Source organism: Pseudomonas sp. WS 5059 (assembly GCF_012985525.1).
Classification (GTDB): Bacteria; Pseudomonadota; Gammaproteobacteria; order Pseudomonadales; family Pseudomonadaceae; genus Aquipseudomonas.
In genome coordinates this window covers 719,201-736,339 of the sequence record NZ_JAAQWO010000001.1, presented here as the reverse complement: position 1 = coordinate 736,339, position 17,139 = coordinate 719,201, and the positions used below count along the sequence as shown (strand labels likewise).

Annotated in this window: 12 protein-coding genes and 1 pseudogene; 8 read left to right on the top strand and 5 right to left on the bottom strand. The window is 57.0% G+C overall.

The window, feature by feature from the left end; genetic code table 11:
* Window positions 1–21: 21 nt before the first annotated feature.
* Window positions 22–1,212: a ComEC/Rec2 family competence protein gene (locus HBO12_RS03140; protein WP_170041410.1), complete on the top strand. Its 1,191-nt coding sequence runs from the start codon at window positions 22–24 to the stop codon at window positions 1,210–1,212.
* Window positions 1,209–3,434 carry a Mov34/MPN/PAD-1 family protein gene (locus HBO12_RS03135; RefSeq protein WP_170041409.1) on the top strand — a complete coding sequence of 742 codons (2,226 nt, stop codon included), beginning with the start codon at window positions 1,209–1,211 and terminating at the stop codon, window positions 3,432–3,434. Before HBO12_RS03140 ends, HBO12_RS03135 begins: the two co-directional genes overlap by 4 nt.
* Window positions 3,435–4,453: 1,019 nt before the next feature.
* Here HBO12_RS03135 and HBO12_RS03130 read toward each other — a convergent pair.
* The 5 genes from HBO12_RS03130 to HBO12_RS03110 all read right to left on the bottom strand — a co-directional run bounded on the left by HBO12_RS03130 (window position 4,454) and on the right by HBO12_RS03110 (window position 11,004).
* Window positions 4,454–6,571: a hypothetical protein gene (locus HBO12_RS03130; protein ID WP_170041408.1), complete on the bottom strand. Its 2,118-nt coding sequence runs from the start codon at window positions 6,569–6,571 to the stop codon at window positions 4,454–4,456.
* Window positions 6,558–8,078 (bottom strand): site-specific recombinase, encoded by a 1,521-nt coding sequence (locus HBO12_RS03125; protein WP_170041407.1) that lies wholly within the window; start codon window positions 8,076–8,078, stop codon window positions 6,558–6,560. Before HBO12_RS03125 ends, HBO12_RS03130 begins: the two co-directional genes overlap by 14 nt.
* An 11-nt stretch (window positions 8,079–8,089) precedes the next feature.
* Window positions 8,090–9,343 carry a tyrosine-type recombinase/integrase gene (locus HBO12_RS03120; RefSeq protein ID WP_170041406.1) on the bottom strand — a complete coding sequence of 418 codons (1,254 nt, stop codon included), beginning with the start codon at window positions 9,341–9,343 and terminating at the stop codon, window positions 8,090–8,092.
* A gap of 292 nt (window positions 9,344–9,635) precedes the next feature.
* Complete coding sequence (locus HBO12_RS03115; protein ID WP_170041405.1) at window positions 9,636–10,070, bottom strand: hypothetical protein; 435 nt, start codon at window positions 10,068–10,070, stop codon at window positions 9,636–9,638.
* Between the two features lie 154 nt (window positions 10,071–10,224).
* Window positions 10,225–11,004 carry a FadR/GntR family transcriptional regulator gene (locus HBO12_RS03110; RefSeq protein WP_170041404.1) on the bottom strand — a complete coding sequence of 260 codons (780 nt, stop codon included), beginning with the start codon at window positions 11,002–11,004 and terminating at the stop codon, window positions 10,225–10,227.
* Window positions 11,005–11,169: 165 nt separating this feature from the next.
* Here HBO12_RS03110 and HBO12_RS03105 point away from each other — a divergent pair.
* From HBO12_RS03105 to HBO12_RS03080, 6 genes and pseudogenes are all read left to right on the top strand, one after another.
* Window positions 11,170–12,480 (top strand): annotated as a pseudogene (locus HBO12_RS03105) (MFS transporter).
* A gap of 15 nt (window positions 12,481–12,495) precedes the next feature.
* Entirely contained in the window at window positions 12,496–13,470 is a 975-nt protein-coding gene (denD, locus tag HBO12_RS03100) for a D-erythronate dehydrogenase (protein WP_170041403.1), read from the top strand.
* A 20-nt stretch (window positions 13,471–13,490) separates the two neighbouring features.
* Window positions 13,491–14,783 carry a 3-oxo-tetronate kinase gene (gene otnK, locus HBO12_RS03095; protein WP_170041402.1) on the top strand — a complete coding sequence of 431 codons (1,293 nt, stop codon included), beginning with the start codon at window positions 13,491–13,493 and terminating at the stop codon, window positions 14,781–14,783.
* Window positions 14,780–15,418 carry a 3-oxo-tetronate 4-phosphate decarboxylase gene (gene otnC, locus HBO12_RS03090; protein WP_170041401.1) on the top strand — a complete coding sequence of 213 codons (639 nt, stop codon included), beginning with the start codon at window positions 14,780–14,782 and terminating at the stop codon, window positions 15,416–15,418. The genes otnK and otnC overlap by 4 nt, the downstream gene beginning before the upstream one ends.
* 39 nt (window positions 15,419–15,457) lie before the next feature.
* Window positions 15,458–16,294, top strand: coding sequence for a 2-oxo-tetronate isomerase (gene otnI / locus HBO12_RS03085; protein WP_170041400.1), 837 nt, complete (start codon window positions 15,458–15,460; stop codon window positions 16,292–16,294).
* A 108-nt stretch (window positions 16,295–16,402) separates the two neighbouring features.
* On the top strand, window positions 16,403–17,128 hold the full coding sequence (locus HBO12_RS03080; protein ID WP_170041399.1) for a fimbrial biogenesis chaperone: 726 nt from the start codon (window positions 16,403–16,405) through the stop codon (window positions 17,126–17,128).
* Window positions 17,129–17,139 lie beyond the last annotated feature (11 nt).

The window sequence follows — 17,139 nt, the reverse complement described above, 5'->3', positions numbered from 1 at the left end:
CCAGTGCCCGGGGAGGGATATATGGCTGCCAAGGTGACGTTTTTTCAAGTGGGTACCGGTGACATGACGTTGATCCGGTTGGCCGATACGTTGGTCACCACCATTCTGATTGACTCGCGGATCCGCCAGGCTGCGGACAACCCAGACGATGACACTCCTGACGTGGGCAGGGCATTGCGAGAGCGGCTGCAGTGGGATGCCAAAGACCGCCCATTCGTCAACGCCTTCCTATTGAGTCATCCTGACCAAGACCACTGTGCAGGCCTGAGAAATCACTTCTGGCTTGGCGATCCTGCGGACTACCCTGACGACGGCAAGGATCGTTGGGAGAGGCGGATTTTGATCCGTGAAATGTGGTCGTCGCCTCTGGTATTCCGTCGGAGTTCGAAGAACCACATCCTCTGTGACGACGCGAAAGCTTTCGATAAAGAAGCGCGGCGGCGAGTGATCTACTGGCGCAATTATCGCATTGCAGGTGATGGGAACCGCATTCGCATCATGGGCGAAGACAACCAGGGGAAGACTGACGATCTTGGCCCAATCCTGGTTAAAGCCGGCCAGACTTTCAGCCAGATCGCAGGTGAAAACCTTCCGCAGTTTTTCACCTCGCACCTGCTCGCACCGGCACCGCATGAAGATGATGCGGATCTTGAAGAAGACCTGACAAAAAACGAATCGAGCGTGATCATGAATATTCAGATCTCGCCGTCGGCTTACTCGCAAACCAAAACCAAATTCCTTGTTGGCGGTGACGCTGAGGTATTGATCTGGGAGCGGATGTGGAGTCATTACGAGTCCACGCCCGAGGTGCTTGAATATGATCTGCTCCTAGCTCCGCACCACTGTTCCTGGCACACGCTTTCGTGGGACAGCTGGTCGGGCAAGGGCGAGAACGCCAAGGTAAGTTGGGATGCCCGTCAAGCCCTGAGCCAGGCACGCAATGGTGCAACGATCGTTTCCAGCAGTGTTGAGATTCTCGACGATTATTGCGATCCGCCCTGCATCCGGGCGAAGCGTGAGTATCAGAGCATCCTGGACGAAGTTGATGGTTGGTTCTCTTGCACTGGGGATCTCGGTGAGAAGGCTTGCATGGACTTCGAGGTTCGGTCGGATGGTAAGGTCAAACTGCTGGCCGTTGCTGCAGCGCTTGCTGGAGCGGTACCGAGTTCCGTAGCGGCCTCGATTCCGCCACGCGCTGGCAAGTTCAAATGATCGATTACTACGAGCTCGGTGAGGTTTTGGACTGTGCAGATGAGGATCACCTCTATCCCCATACCCAGGCACTCCTCAAAGCTTTACGTGCTTGTCCCTACACCGATGTTCGAGAAATCAGGAAGGACAAACCAGGGAAGATAATTAGCGAATACATTGTCATCGATGCCGGCGACGGTACAGTGGATTCGGGTAATCTCGGAGGAGTCAGGCGACGCGAGCGATTGGCGGTCGGTGTAAACCCCGACTTCCGCGTGCCGGTAGTAGTCTACACGCTGCGCAAAGACTTCCCTGTGCTGTCGCACCAGCATCCACCTTCCATAGGCGGGGCTAGGGTGCTTTGTCTGTACGACAGCAATTGGTCGACGGTCGAGCGAACCTGGACGCCGGAGCGTTTCATCGCTCGAATGTTCTGGTGGTTGCGAGAGTCTGCTCTGTTGAAACTGCACCGGAGTGATCAGCCGGTTGAGCAGCTTTTTTACATGAGCCCTTACCAGCTTATCCTGCCTTCCAACTATACCGATTACGCAAAATCGGGTAGCAACACGTTGACCATTTGCAAAGTGGATGTAGGTGACTCGATCATCTTGAGGGCCGATCCCACTCGGCCAGGCGACCAGTCGAAGCTGGTCAGGATGGTCTCAATGGTGGTCAATCCTGTGGGATCGCCAACGTTGGCTCGCTATCCAGAGACCTTGGGTGATCTGCATGATCAACTCGTAAGCTGGGGCAGCGACCTCTATCAGTCGCTTCATGCGACCGTTTACGACGCCATTGAAGGCGGTGTTTCTGCTGCTCCTGCCCAAGGCCAAGGTGTACTCATTACTGTCTGGATTCCGCGCGTACGCGACGGCGAGGCTGAACGCTTTGACGTAGCTGGGTACATGCTGGACGTCTCTCTGTTTGACCTAGCAACGGCCCTAGATATGCTAGGCCCCCCTGATTCGAAAGGGCTGAGTCACCGTAGCGTGATCCTCGGTGGAGCTGGCAGTATTGCCTGGCGATTGATCCCGCTCATGTCGGTAGAAGTTCGAAGTGCTCTCACAGCCAAAGCCGCTCGTGATCTATCGGGCACCCCTGAGGAGAACAGTGACATCCAAGGCGTCCTGGCCGGGGTGGGGGCGTTAGGTAGCGTGTTGGCTGATCTATGGATTCGCCAAGGCTGGGGGCGGTGGACGTTCATAGACCCTGATCGGGTGCTGCCTCACAATTTATGCCGCCATGTGGCGTTCGATTTATACATTGGCCGGCCAAAGGTCAACGTAGTGAGGGATCTGGCTGTAGAAATCTTTCCGAACTGGGATCCACCCAAGGCAATTGCCAAAAGCATACTTGAGGATACCGAGGAGATCGCCTCGTCGTTGAGCGTTGCCCAAATCTTGGTGGATGTAACGACAACGTTGGAGGCACCACGTGAGCTCGCCCGTAGACCGGAAGCTCCCCGCACCGTGAGCTTGTTCGTTACACCTTCAGGTCTCTCAAGTGTGATGATTCTCGAAGATCAGGACAGGCTTCGGCGCATTGACGGTCTGGAGGGACAGTACTACCGAGCGATACTGGAAAATGAGTGGGGTCATCAGCACTTGGCCCAGCCTCTGGGGGATCGCTGGGTGGGCGGTGGCTGTCGTGACATTTCGGTAAGGATGTCGGGTGAATCTATTCATGGTCATGCAGGAATTCTTTCCAGGCAGCTTCGGCAGTCAGTCGCCAAGTCGCAGGCAAGGATTTGTGTCTGGGAATCAGATGACCGATCCGGATCAGTTACCGCTCATGAGATCGACACCGCGCAAGTGCATTCTGCGCAATCATCTGGCTGGACGGTGAAGTACGACGAGTCACTGGTTCAGAAATTGTACACCGCTCGACAGAAGGCCCTTCCGAACGAAACGGGTGGCGCAATCCTCGGCGTCACGGATCTCAAAACGAAGACGATTGTCATTGTTGACGTTCTGCCGGCACCGGCGGACAGCGAGGCCAGTCCGAGCCATTTCATTAGAGGGCAAGAGGGCCAGGCAGAAGCGCTGGAGGTAGTACACAAGCGTACTGCTGGCATGGTGGATTATGTGGGCGAATGGCATTCGCATCCCGACGGTTGTCCGGCTCGCCCGAGTGAGCTCGACGAGAATTTGCTGAGTTCCCTGCATAGGCAGATGAGCGTTGAAGGATTGCCAGCGCTGATGGTGATCGCTGCCAAAGGTGCTGTAGGGATCTTTGTGTTTTGATTCACCAAGCACCCAGGCCCACTGCTCGTCAGTAGCCATGAGATGAACCTTTTGGCTACTAGAGGAGGCAGTGGGATGATGCCTCCCGCCGTCGGGGTAGAAATCGTATTTTTCTCTATCGGGCGAACTCTGGTGGGGGAATGCGTTGACGGCGTGATCCAGCAGGTTTTCTCATCACCCCTTTCAAGCGCTCAGCAGGACCTTCTAACTCGGACGGCGACTGAATCGCCCTGCGTTTTGTAGATACCTCACTTCCCTAAACTGAGGCCGAGTACGAGGAGCCCTGAGCAAGCCGCGTCTGGTTGAAAACACAACGGCGATAAAAGGGTGAATACGAAGGAACGTCTTATGAGAGTTCAGAGCAATACAGCAGAAAGGCAAAAGCCCGGTCGTTACCGGGCTTTGCAGATCCCTCAAGGGGAGGTAAAGCTGAAGTGCCTCAAGGGCTACAAGCCAAACTCTACGAGCGGTTGGCGCTCATGTCAACGCTCTGCGTCTGGAACGAACGTGTACCGTAATGTGCAGTCGTCAGAGCTGACGCAGTCCTGTCTAGCAATGTGGGCAGATTACCATGCCGTAATCTGTAGTCGATACGAAGACTACTCAGCCTGATTATCGGGTGTTTCTCAACGGTGCCATTACTGACTCTACGTCCAAACCGTTCATAAGGCAGTTGTGTGCTATTACTGACAGAGCCTCGAAAAGCTTGTCTCGCTGTATTGCCAACGCAGCGTTCTCCGCTTGAAGACTTGCAATACGCTCTTCGAGACTCCTGCGCCGGCGGGCACCATCCGGATCCCTCCCGCTTTCCCTCATTTGAACAACACGAGCGGCCTCAATTCTGTCTCCACGGCCACCTCCTAGCGTAGCTCGGCTTGTCAGGCCCAGCCGGCGCTGCACCTCTGGTCGGGAAATGGGAGCGAGCTCCACTCCAGAGCTAATCATCTGGGCGAGGAGAGCGTCTATTGCTTCGTCAAGAGTGCCGCCCCTCAATGTCTGTCGTTGCGCCATAATTGCCCCTAGTCATCTGAAACCGAACTGTGTCGTTTGTCCGAGTCCGCAACCGTCATTGGACGCCCATTTGGAAACACGCGTTGCACACCTGCATTGGTGTCGCGTGCTAGGACGGATTTTAGATTATTGAGTTTGTCCTCTTGGTCCGCCAGCCATACATCGCTGCCTGCCTCTCCGGCGCCGGCATCGCGCATGATAGTAATTGCGGCCGTAAGATTTTCGGCTTGTTTCTCAAGGTTCGTCCGTTCCGATGGAGTGCCCATCAGATGGAGATGCGAGCAGCCATTCCAGCACTGAAGATGCTTAGGGCAGGGCGCTTGGGAGAAGTCGTGAATGCAACCTCCAAAGGGTGTCACGTGCAGCGCCGTTGCGTGTACGGTAAGGAATGCGTCTGCCGTGATCGTGCCTTTATCTGACAGCAGCGCATGGTAACTGTCGGTCAAAGCGCCCTGAATGCGCTTATCTCTTATGCCCGCATGTAGAAAGTCGATACGCTCGTGATGGCTATTGAACGCCAAGAACTCTTGATGGGTAGCGGTGTTTTCTTCAATGCTTGTGTGTTGGTAATAGACATTCTGGTCGAGGCGTTTCCGCCCCAGGGCAAGCGCTTGTTGAACATTGCTCATGCCAGTCAGATGATAAATAGTATTTCGCCAGTGGCGCGGTTGATGACTAGTCAGCCTAATCGGTGTCCCATCAGCTTCCAATAATGAACGGCGCGAGAATATGGAGGAGAATTGTGGATCCGCGCCGAGTGCCCGGTTGATATCAGTCAACATGACTCGCCTCGGTATGGCACGGAACACATTGGACTCTCTCCCACCCAAACGAAATTGTCCGTCAAACGCAATTGCAAGCGTTTCGCTGGTTTTAAGTACTGTCCGAGGCGCACCACCAAAATTCTCCGTTAGAACATCGTGGCCACGCAACTTAGGAACGAGCAATTTTTCAATTTTACCGGCTAGATACCTCCGTTTTCTGGCTTCGGTGGATTTAAGTTTTGTTTCATCGTCGAATGGGTCAATTCCATTTCTAGAAAGATACAAGTAGAGATTCCGCCCTGAGCTTGACCCTTCACTAAATCCAAGCCACCGGAGAACTTGATTTTCAGTCAGAACTTCCTGCGGCGAGTAATCCCACAGACGTCCCGGATTGGCTTCTTGCCATCTAGCGATTTCTCGCTGCTCGTGCGTCAATACCTTGAGTCGTTTGACTGCACGCCTAGCTAGAGGAATGTCGCTGTTTGCAAACCAATGAACACGGGATTGAAATTGCTTTTCCGCGAAGTACCTAATTCCGCATTCGACCAGAGACTTGCCATGGGCATCGACAACTACTTCTCCTGTCGCCCCTTTGATCGGCCTTTTGACCCAACAATCATAAGGTATTACTGCTACTTCGTTACCTCGTTGCCCAGTCGCTATCAATAAATCGATCACTCGCAGCAAAATTTCTTCGCCGTCACTGAGTGGGTTGTTCGAACATATGGCATATGCCTCCATCGCCTCACGAGAAGGTAATTTATCATCAGATTTACGCTGTTTCACCGCTCGATCAGGATCGTGCAATGAAATGTAATCGTGTCGGCGTTTTTCTGGTTTTGCATCATGCTCAAAGTGGATGGCGATCTCTGTTAATTGCAGATTATCAATCGTATCCGCTATTACTTGAAGGTGAGAGATTGCGTCGTAGAGGTTCTTATAGCAGCTCTCACGGAGAAATCCGACGACGCGATCAAAGTCACCTCGCGTCAATTGTGTGGGGTCGGATACACCGCGCTCAAACAAGGGGTTATAGAGCCGCCGGACGGCAATATTGTAAGCAGCGACCATCGAAAACTTCAGGTTTCGGGTACGTTGCAAATACACAATCAGAGCCTTGTTAAAGTTTTGGAATGCGAAGGGCAGTGGGCCCTTGGTCGGAGCAGGATAACCTGTCTTTTCCAGGGCTTGTCGGTGCGTCTCAAACGTAAGTGCATGTTTGTTAACATCCCTTTGCGGCAACCAATTTCCGATACCCCAGAATGATTCTGCCCATGGTGTTGAAATCGGTAACGACCGAAAAATCGCTTGCTCCTGTGCAATAAAGCTTTCGAGGCTCAGCCTTGCCCTAGACAGCGTCATCTTCGGCACCCTCCGTGTGCCGCCGGCAGCGTTCGATCGTAGCGCTTACTGCCAGGATGGTTGTCTGATGCTGGGCGAGGGGCCGGTTGTGACTCAGATCACCGGCTTGTTCTGCCATATCAATGAACCGTTGGGCCTCCCGCTGGAGCGCATCCTTTACCTGCTCGTGGCGGCCTTCAGCAAAGGGGTGGAACTTCTTGCAGGTGTAGCACGCGTATATAGGGTTGTAGGGACAGTGGGTATGAACGGGCAGGGCGCAGGCACCAATATCGCCTATGTATTGCGTATCAATGACGCCGCGGACGGCTGCTTCAGGAGCCGCATCGCGGCGTTGGACGACTTTCCCAGTTAATAAGCTGCGCATGATGCGTTGATAGGCCGGGCTCTTACCCAGTGCTTTCTCTTTGATCCGGGCAATGTTGGGGGTGGCCGTTACGTAAGCACGCGCTGCAACCGTGCTGTTGTGACCGAGCAGTTCGGCAATCATGTCTGCTGGGGTACCCTGATCCGCCAAGCCTTGTCCGAGGTGATGACGCAACAACATGGTTACCTGATTCGGCCTATCTATCCCAGCTTCACGCAGCTCGTATTTGAGGCCTGTACCGATTTCAATAACTGAGAGACGCCTTCCACAAGGATTGACAAATAATGGTTCACAGTCGCTACCAAAACGGCGTTGAATTTCTGAAACGTGCCGTGAGATTTTCTCACCCAGGCGGGTGGTTATTTTGCGGGGGCGCCGCTCAGGTCTGCGCTGGCCGACTTTTTTGGCCATGGGTAACCACAGCGTGTAGTACTTCTCGTGATCAGCGCTCTCAATAAACTCAAAGTCAGCAATGTCGAGCGAATGAAATTGAATCGACCGAGGTGCGAGTTCGAAGCCCAAGTGAAGCACTATATTAAACTGAACATCCTCCCAAGAGTCAGGTTTAAGTTCTCGCTCAATGCGTTTCAGTAATCGAATTTCCTCATCAAGCTCTAAACCAGACTGCGAGAGAAAAATTCGAGCATACGGGTCAACCCGATCTGACTTTACCTCCTTGATTTTTAAATATGTGATTGGATCGAAGCCATTGATTCCTCTATCCATTGCCCAACGATAAAGCCTTCGAAATCCTACCAGTACTGTCCTCGTTTTTTTGATCTCTTCGAGAGCAGTGATTAGTTGATGTGTAGCCCAAGGAAGTCCGGCCGCGAGATTTGTACCAGGTAAAAATCGAAGGGTATCCGCGAACATTGCCGCAGTTCGAGGTGCATATTTCTCAAGTGCATAAGCCATAAAGCCTTTGCCTATTTCGATTAGCTCTGAATTCAACTGGATCGCAGTCCAATCGATTTTCATTGCTAGTCCACCGTCATACCAGGTCCACACCTTCAGTTGAGTATCGACATATCGTGGTTGGTCATTAGTGCGAGTTCGAATCGCAACGTAAGCGGGGCCCTTGAACACATAAGCTGGCAAAGAGGAGAGTGGTGACGCGTGTTCTTGATCGGCTGATTTGGTCACGGCGAACCTCCTTAACTGTCTAGTCGACTCCAGGCTGCCGAGGTGCGCTGGGCGTTATGGAGGTTGGCCGACTCGGCTAGATAACGACCTGCGTAGCGGCGTGGCATCGTCGAGGTCTCAGACCAACCGCAGACTCGCCGGAGTTCGTCCGTGGCCCGCTCGAGGTCATGCCCACGCTTTTCGACCAGGTAAGCCAAAAACCGGTCTGCAAATGTGTGGCGAAAGTCATGCGCAGAAAGTGTAGGCAACAACCCTGGATCAGCCAGTTCAATGGTCAGAAACAGCCGATCAAGAACGTTAGACAACGCGCGGATCGATAGCGGGCGGCCACGATCCGAGATGAACAAATAGCGATAGAGCAATTTCATCGGTTTACCGTCACGCAGAGGGCGCCGGTCGCTTTGGATATAGCGCTCGTAGACCTCATACAACTGTGCGGAGATGCCTACGGTCCGTCCATGTGTTTTGAGCGCAGGCTCTTCAACGCGCGGGTCGCGGGGATCATGTTCGCGATCATTGATGCTGACATAGGCGTGCTGAGAACCTTTATTGATATCCGTGGTGTAGAGCTTCAGAAGCTCTCCGCGACGGATGCCGGTCTCCAAGAGCAATTCAATCATTAGCCAGTTACGCAGTTGCAAACGTTCCGGGAACGGATTCTCCGCAGCGCCAGGGCGAATCAGTGTGCGAACGATCTGTAGTTGCGTATCTGTCAGGCTGCGGTAACGAGTGCGGTCGGGACGAGCATTGATGATGTGGCCCTCAAAGCGCCGCTCAATGACGTCAGCAACATCGGCAAATACCACGTTGATGTCAGCCTGTGCGGATGAATTCTGGCGGGCGCGCGGGATGTAACGGGTGACGCACCAAGACAGGTATTTCTTCAGCAGGCGCAGATACTGGTCACGTGTTCGTGAACTGATCTGCTGAGAAAGTACAGTGCCAGGTTTGCCGATTCGGGCAATCAGATTATCGGCATGACGGCCACTTTGGAGCCAAATAGCGTAACCATCCAGCAAAGCCAGAATCGCCTCAAAGTGGCAGGCCAAAATGGCCTCATCGATATCCAGATCTCGGCTTTTGGCATAGGCGTAGAAAGCCTGGATCGCGCGCAGGTGCGCCGCAGCCGTGTTGTAAGCGCGGTGCCTGAGTTTGAGTTGGACGTAGATGAACGGAATGAGTATGGGCAACGGAGTCGCATCACCAGCTTGTACAAGCAGCGGTAGTCGTTGACCTGAAGAGAAACGACACTGAATCAGTCTCATCGGCATCCACCTCATTCAAGGATTCGTCATGAACACTATGGACATAGCCCGTTGAGAGAGTAGGCGTCAACAACGAATTCGTCGAATCAGTCACTTAGGCAGCTCATGAACATTTATGGCATAGCCTGTCGTTTAACATAATATACATTATGCGAACTATCCTATGCGGAGCTGGGGGGCTCTGGAGGCTGCTTTTCACTAAGCGACCTAGAACCACTGCGCGCCAGATTCAAAAGCAGCCTCCGTCGCCGTCACTGACTTGCCTTCGTTTGAGCCTTGGGCCATCTGACGTTTATGGCGAGTCAGCACACCGTTCACCAACACTGTGGTGAAATCGATATCGTTGCCCGTCGTAACGCAGTACTGGGAAACAAGAGCCCGGGCCGCCGACCTTGACATCAGGCCAACCATTACTGCCTTTGCTAGCGAGAAACTCAGCGGCGCCGCTTTCTTTGAGCATGAGTTTCCAGTGGCCGTCAGACTGCTGACTGACTAGATAAAATCCAGTACCCGCTTGCCCATAACAGTAAGTGCTGCCTTCGGTAATCAACGCATCCGGCCGGCCGTCACCATTCAGGTCCTCAACCAATTCCATGGTTACCGGCGTGTAGCTACCTGTTGTCTCGATTTCGCACTCCGACGTCTCTTGGTTAAATCCAGCAGCGCGGAATGCTTTTAACTGCTCGCTACGCGGTAGTTCATCCGCCAGCGCTGTAGCACTGATCACGAAACATGCCACCCACAGACCTGACGTAAGCCTTCCCCGCATATAGATCGTCCCTATATGATGCCAAACGTTTAGCTATGCTCTTGACTATAACTAAACTAAATGACTGTTTAGTTTAGTTATAATAATCCACTCACACTCCCAAGCTAAAATGCTAACCCTTCCTCGCCCCCGGACTCTGCCAAAACGCAGGATCAGCACTCTTGAGCCGCTCAACCGCATTATTGATATGCTCCAGCGCCGCCTGGCGCGCGGCTTGCGGGTCGCGTGCGGCAATGGCGGCGTACACCGCAAAGTGCTCGGCCCGGACGGTCTTGGCCAGGTCGCGGCGGCGCTCTTCGTTGGAGCGGGTGATGCGGATCGCTTCTTTGATGAACTGCGCGATGAATTCGTGCAATGACGGATACAGCGGATTGCCGGTCGCCTTGGAAATGGAGTGATGGAACGCCAAGTCCTCCTCAACCCCGTCGCGCCCCCCCTGCTCGGCCGTATCAATGGCCTTCAGCGCCTGGTGGATCGCTTCCAGTTGCGCCGGTGAGTGCCGTTGCGCCGCCAGTGCCGCCGCTTCGCCTTCGATGCCACGGCGTAGTTCGGTAACGCGCAACACCGCCTCGATCGACCCGCCCACATCCAGGTCAATGGTGAACGCCTTGATGTGCGCACCTTCGCTGACCACCGTGCCGCTGCCCTGGCGCACCTCCACCAGGCCGGCTGACTTGAGCCGCGAAATGGCCTCGCGGATAACCGTCCGGCTCACGCCGAAGCGCTCGGCGAGTACGGGCTCGGTGGGCAGGCGATCGCCCGGCAGTGCTTCGCCGTTGGCGATGTAGGCCTTGAGGGCCGCCGTCACCTGGTCGGACAGTGTGCCCTTGGCGGCGTCCTTGAGGATGCCCAGCGCATCGGCACTACAGGAAGACTTGTCAGCAGTGGGCATAGAAAGCTCTGGCTCAAATCTGTGAAAGGTACTGCATTTTATGCCCGGCGTCCCCTGGGGATTTAGTCGTTGAATTCGTATGACGTATTATGATAAAAAACGCCCCATCATGTAATCCGACACACACAACGCCACCCACTATAAAAATAAGGATGGGGGAAACACATGACTGAGTCAGTGATTCAAACCAGTACTGCCGTACCCGCAGATCGCTTCGAGAACCTGGCGTATCGCAAAGTGGCGTGGCGGATCATGCCGCTGTTGCTGCTGTGCTATCTGGTCGCCTACCTGGACCGGGTGAACGTCGGTTTCGCCAAGTTGCAGATGTCTGACGATTTGCAGTTTTCCGAAGCCGTCTAGGGCCTTGGTGCAGGGATCTTCTTCATTGCCTACTTCCTCGTCGAGGTGCCCAGCAACCTGATCCTGCATCGCGTCGGCGCGCGCTTGTGGATCGCCCGCATCATGATCACCTGGGGCATCATCTCCTCGGCCATGGCCCTGGTGACCACGCCGACATCCTTCTACATCATGCGTTTCCTGCTGGGGATTGCCGAGGCCGGGTTCTATCCGGGTGTCATCCTGTATCTGTCCTATTGGTTCCCGACCCACCGCCGCGGCAAGATGTACGCCCTGTTTGCCACCGCTGTGCCGCTGTCCGGGCTGATTGGCGCGCCGTTGTCCGGCTGGATCATGAGCGCGTTCAACGGTATGCATGGATATGCCGGCTGGCAATGGCTGTTCTTCCTTGAAGGGCTGCCCTCGATTGCCGTCGGTTTCCTCGTGGTGTTCTGCCTCAGCGACCGGATCTCCAGCGCCGGCTGGCTCACCCGCGAAGAGAAAACCCTGCTACAAGCACGCATTGACGCCGAAGCCGTCGACCACCAGAAACACAGCCTTAAAGAGGTGTTCCTGCAACCGCGTATCTGGCTGTTGACGGCCATCTACTTCTGCATGATCGCCGGGTTCTACACCGTCGGTTTCTGGTTGCCGACCCTTATCCGCCAGGCCGGCGTCAGCGATGTGTTTGAGGTGGGCATGCTCACCGCCATCCCGTACGCCGCCGCGGCAGTCACCATGATCGTGGTTTCACGCAGTGCCGACCGGCTGCGCGAACGGCGCTGGCACCTGGCGCTGACCGCCGTGCTCGGGGGTATCGGCCTGTTCATCTCCGCCACCTGGAGCGACAACTTCACCGTGTCGATGATCGGCCTGACCCTGGGCTCGATGGGGGCCATGAGCACCCTGCCCTTGTTCTGGAGCCTGCCGACAGCCTTCCTCGGCGGTACGGCTGCCGCTGCCGGCATTGCGCTGATCAACTCCTGGGGCAACCTGGCGGGCTTTGTCTCGCCGTACCTGATGGGCTTCCTCAAGGACCTGACCCACAGCACCACAATCGGCATGTACGTGATGGCGAGCGCCCTGTTCCTCGGCGCCCTGCTGGTCTTCAGAATTCCCGGAAAACTCGTCAACCGCTGACGTTTGGAGTAACTCATGAATATTCTCGTGACCGGTGCAGCCGGCTTCCTCGGCCGGCGCCTGATCGAAGCGCTGCTGCTGCGTGGTTCGCTCACCGACCGCACTGGCCAGTCGCGGCCCATCGGGCAGATCCTCGCCTTCGACATGGTCGAACTCACAGGGATCGCTGATCCCCGGGTCAAAGTGGTGTGTGGCGATATCGCCAACGCGCAAGTGCTGGAAAGCCTGATCGATGCCAACACAGACAGCATCTTCCATCTGGCTGCGGTGGTTTCCAGCCAGGCCGAAGGCGACTTTGAATTGGGCATGCGCATCAACTTCAGCGCAACCCAGAACATGCTGGAGCGCGTGCGCCAGCTCGGTACGTGCCCCAAATGGGTGATGACCAGCTCTGTCGCGGTGTTCGGCGGACAGTTGCCGGAACAGGTGCCGGATAATCAGGTCTGGGCGCCGCAAAGCTCCTACGGCACGCAAAAAGCCATGAACGACTTGCTGCTCGCCGACTACAGCCGGCGCGCCTTCGTCGATGGTCGCAGCCTGCGCATGCCGACCATCGTGGTGCGCCCAGGCAAACCCAACCTGGCGGCCTCCAGCTTCGCCAGCGGGATTATCCGCGAGCCGCTCAACGGCCAACCCAGCGTGTGTCCGGTACCACTCGACACCCGCCTGTGGCTGATGTCGCCGGCACAGGCCATTGGCAACCTGATTCATGGCCATGAACTGGGCGGCGAGCAACTGGTCCAGGGCCGGGTGATCAACATGCCGGGCCTGTCGATCACCGTTGAGCGCATGATCGATGCCCTGCGCCAGACCGCCGGTGCGCAAGTGGCCGAACGGATTCGCATGGAGCCCAACCAGGCGATCGAGCGCATCGTCGGCTCCTGGCCCGGCGCCTTTTGCGCCACCTACTCCCGGGACCTGGGCTTTACCGCAGACGAGCATTTCACTGATGTGATCGAGCAATTCATCCATGAATACCAGCCCGGCTAAACCCGATTGAGGAGCGCACCATGTTGAACGCCCCTGCCCGGCCGCTGCTGGGCTGCATTGCCGACGATTTCACCGGAGCCACGGACCTGGCCAATATGCTGGTGCGCGGCGGCATGCGTACTGTGCAGAGCATCGGCATACCCGCTGCCGATGTCGCCAGCCAGCTCGACGCCGATGCAATCGTCATTGCCCTCAAGTCACGCACGGTGCCGGCCGCCGATGCCGTCGCGCAGTCCCTCGAAGCGCTGCACTGGCTGCGCGAGCGCGGCTGCGAGCAGATATTTTTCAAATACTGCTCGACATTCGACTCCACGGCGGCCGGCAATATCGGCCAGGTCAGCGACGCCTTGCTGGACGCGCTGGGTAGCGATTTCACCCTCGCCTGCCCGGCGTTCCCGGAAAACGGGCGCACGGTGTTTCGCGGGCACTTGTTCGTGCAAGACCAATTGCTCAGCGAGTCGGGCATGCAGCATCACCCGCTGACGCCAATGACTGACGCCAACCTGGTTCGCGTGTTACAGGCGCAGACCCAAGGCAAGGTCGGCCTGTTGCGCTATGACAGCGTGGCCGGCGGCGTCGAGAGCATCCGCGCGCGCATCGCTCAGTTGCGCGCCGACGGGGTCAGCATGGCTGTCGCCGATGCCCTGTGCGATACCGATCTCTATCTGCTGGGCGAGGCTTGTGCGCAGTTGCCGCTGCTCACTGGCGGTTCCGGGTTGGCCCTGGGCTTGCCGGGCAACTTTCGGCGTGCCGGTAAATTGCGCACGCTGGACGCTACACAAGTGCCCGCCGTCAAAGGCGCTGAGGTGGTGCTTGCGGGCAGCGCTTCCCAGGCCACCAGGGGGCAGGTCGCGAATTGGTTGCAGGCAGGTCGCCCGGCCTTGCGTATCGACCCGCTGGCATTGGCGGCGGGAAAACCGGTGGTCGAGGAGGCGCTGGCCTTCGCCGCCGACCATGCGCAAACTGTGCTGATCTACGCCACCAACACAGCCGATGAGGTCAAGGCGGTCCAGCGCGAATTAGGCGCCGAGCGTGCGGGGCATCTGGTGGAGCAAGCCATGGGGCGGATCGCCAGCGGGCTGCGCGAGGCCGGTGTGCGGCGCTATGTGGTCGCCGGCGGGGAAACCTCGGGCGCCGTGGTCCAGGCGCTGAATATCCAGCTATTGCAGATCGGCGCGCAAATCGACCCAGGGGTGCCCGCCTGCGTCAGCACGCCCGGGGAACCCCTGGCACTGGCGCTCAAGTCGGGTAACTTCGGCGGTGTGGATTTCTTCGACAAGGCCCTCAAGCAACTGGCAGGAGTTCGGACATGAGCAACGAAAATACCCTGCGTGAAGAGATCTGTGACGTCGGCGCTTCGTTGTACACCCGTGGCTACACGGTGGGCAGCGCCGGCAACATCAGCGCGCGCCTGGAGGACGGCTGGTTGATCACGCCCACGGACGCATGCCTGGGGCGTCTCGACCCGGCGGCGATTGCCAAGGTCAACCTGGCCGGGGAATGGGTCAGTGGCGACAAACCGTCCAAGACCCTGGCCCTGCACCGTCAGGTCTACGATCGCAACCCTGGGGTGGGCGGCGTGGTCCACACCCACTCGACCCATCTGGTGGCGTTGACGCTGGCCGGGGTCTGGCAGGAGGATACAATCCTGCCGCCGTTGACCCCTTACCAAGTGATGAAAGTCGGGCGCATCCCGCAGATCGCCTATGAGCGCCCCGGCTCTCCCAAGGTGGCCGAGCGGGTGGCGCAACTGGCCAACCGTGTGCGCGGGGTGATGCTTGAGCGCCTCGGGCCGGTGATCTGGGAAAGCTCGGTGTCCAAAGCCAGCTATGCCCTGGAAGAATTGGAAGAAACCGCACGCCTGTGGCTGATGACCGGTCCGCGCCCCGCTCCCCTGCCCCAGTCGGCACTGGATGAGTTGCACGCGGCCTTTGGTGTTCAGTGGTAACACCGGCCATACGATTGATTGTTCACCCCTGGAGTCTTCATGCCTCGTTTCGCTGCCAACCTCAGCATGCTTTACCCCGAACATGATTTTCTCGACCGTTTTGCCGCCGCCGCTGCCGATGGTTTCCAGGCCGTGGAATACATGTTCCCCTACGCCTACCCCGCGCAACAGTTGAAACAACGGCTCGACGACAATGGCCTGGTCCAGGCCCTGTTCAACGCGCCGCCCGGCGATGTTGCGGCGGGCGAGAAAGGCACCGTGTCCCTGCCTGGTCGTGAATCGGAGTTTCGCTCAGGTTTCGACCAGGCCCTGGAATATGCCGCCGTCCTGGGCAACGACCGCATTCACGTAATGGCCGGGCTGCTGGCAAACGAAGCGGATCGCGCCAGGCACCAGCAAACCTACCTGGACAACCTCGACTATGCGGCCACACAAGCCGCCAAGAGCGGCGTCACCGTGTTGCTGGAGCCGATCAACACCCGGGACATACCGGGGTTTTTCCTCAACCACCAGCATCAGGCGCACGCCATCTGCAAAGCCGTCGGCCATGCCAACCTGAAAGTCCAGTTCGATATCTACCATTGCCAGATTGTCGAGGGCGACGTGGCGACGAAGCTGCGCCAGGACTTCGCCGGTATCGGCCACATCCAGATCGCGGGCGTGCCGGATCGCCACGAGCCGGACCTGCATAACGAGCTGAACTATCCCTATCTGTTCGAACTGATCGACCAACTGGGCTATACCGGCTGGGTGGGTTGCGAATACCGGCCGCGCGGCAACACATCCAAGGGCCTGCAATGGCTGCGTGATTGGCAGGCACGCCCAAACAAGAACGTCACTTTCGGCGCAGACAAGCAGAACGCGCCCCAGCCCTGAGCCTGCAAATGTGGCTTTTAAGAATCGCCTGAGAGAATCCCCAGCGCCCACCTCCTAACATGAGCCCCGAAGCCATTCCAAACCTATCCAGGGAAGCTGCGGGCCCTCATGTCAACACTCAAGCATTTGCCATTCTGCCGGTCCCTGCTCTGGATCAGTGCGCTGCTTGCAGCGCTGCTGGCCCTGGCGCCCTGCGCGCAGGCGACGGTCAAGATTGAAGGCACGCGCCTGATCTACTTTGGCCAATATAAAGAAGCCAGCATCAACATCGTCAATCAGTCCCCCGGCGAACTGGTGGTGCAAAGCTGGGTCACCCGCGAGGACGATGATGCAACTTCGCCGGTGCCCTTTGCCGTGGTTCAGCCGCTGGTTCGCCTGGATGCTCAACAGCATCACCTGCTGCGTATTCTGTATGCCGGCGAAGGCTTGCCCGACGACGTGGAATCGATGTTCTTGCTCAACGTCATGGAAATCCCGCTGAAGCCGCAAGCCACCGACAGCGTGCAATTTGCCGTGCGCCAGCGTCTCAAGCTGTTCTATCGCCCGCCTGGGCTTGCCGGCAGCTCGTCAGAGGCGGTGCCCCGCTTGGTGTGGGAGCGCACCGATGGGCAGTCCATAGCGGTCACCAATCCGAGTGCGTTTCACCTGTCCCTGATCGATGTGCAAATCGACGCCGGCGGCCAGGTTCAGGCGCTGGATGACTACGCATTGCTCAAGCCCGGGGAACGCAAAGTCTTCAGTGCCAAGGCCCCCATCAGCGCCGGGAGCCAAATCAACTTTACCGAAATCACCGATATCGGCTTGCAGGCCCGCCATCGTGCGGCCCTCAAGTGATGGTTCGTGGG

Excerpts from the sequence above, each read along its gene's own strand:
- HBO12_RS03140 (WP_170041410.1), top strand. The coding sequence starts at position 22 with ATGGCTGCCAAGGTGACGTTTTTTCAAGTGGGTACCGGTGACATGACG.
- HBO12_RS03135 (WP_170041409.1), top strand. The coding sequence starts at position 1,209 with ATGATCGATTACTACGAGCTCGGTGAGGTTTTGGACTGTGCAGATGAG.
- HBO12_RS03130 (WP_170041408.1), bottom strand. The coding sequence starts at position 6,571 with ATGACGCTGTCTAGGGCAAGGCTGAGCCTCGAAAGCTTTATTGCACAG.
- HBO12_RS03120 (WP_170041406.1), bottom strand. The coding sequence starts at position 9,343 with ATGAGACTGATTCAGTGTCGTTTCTCTTCAGGTCAACGACTACCGCTG.
- HBO12_RS03110 (WP_170041404.1), bottom strand. The coding sequence starts at position 11,004 with ATGCCCACTGCTGACAAGTCTTCCTGTAGTGCCGATGCGCTGGGCATC.
- denD (WP_170041403.1), top strand. The coding sequence starts at position 12,496 with ATGAATATTCTCGTGACCGGTGCAGCCGGCTTCCTCGGCCGGCGCCTG.
- otnK (WP_170041402.1), top strand. The coding sequence starts at position 13,491 with ATGTTGAACGCCCCTGCCCGGCCGCTGCTGGGCTGCATTGCCGACGAT.
- otnC (WP_170041401.1), top strand. The coding sequence starts at position 14,780 with ATGAGCAACGAAAATACCCTGCGTGAAGAGATCTGTGACGTCGGCGCT.
- otnI (WP_170041400.1), top strand. The coding sequence starts at position 15,458 with ATGCCTCGTTTCGCTGCCAACCTCAGCATGCTTTACCCCGAACATGAT.
- HBO12_RS03080 (WP_170041399.1), top strand. The coding sequence starts at position 16,403 with ATGTCAACACTCAAGCATTTGCCATTCTGCCGGTCCCTGCTCTGGATC.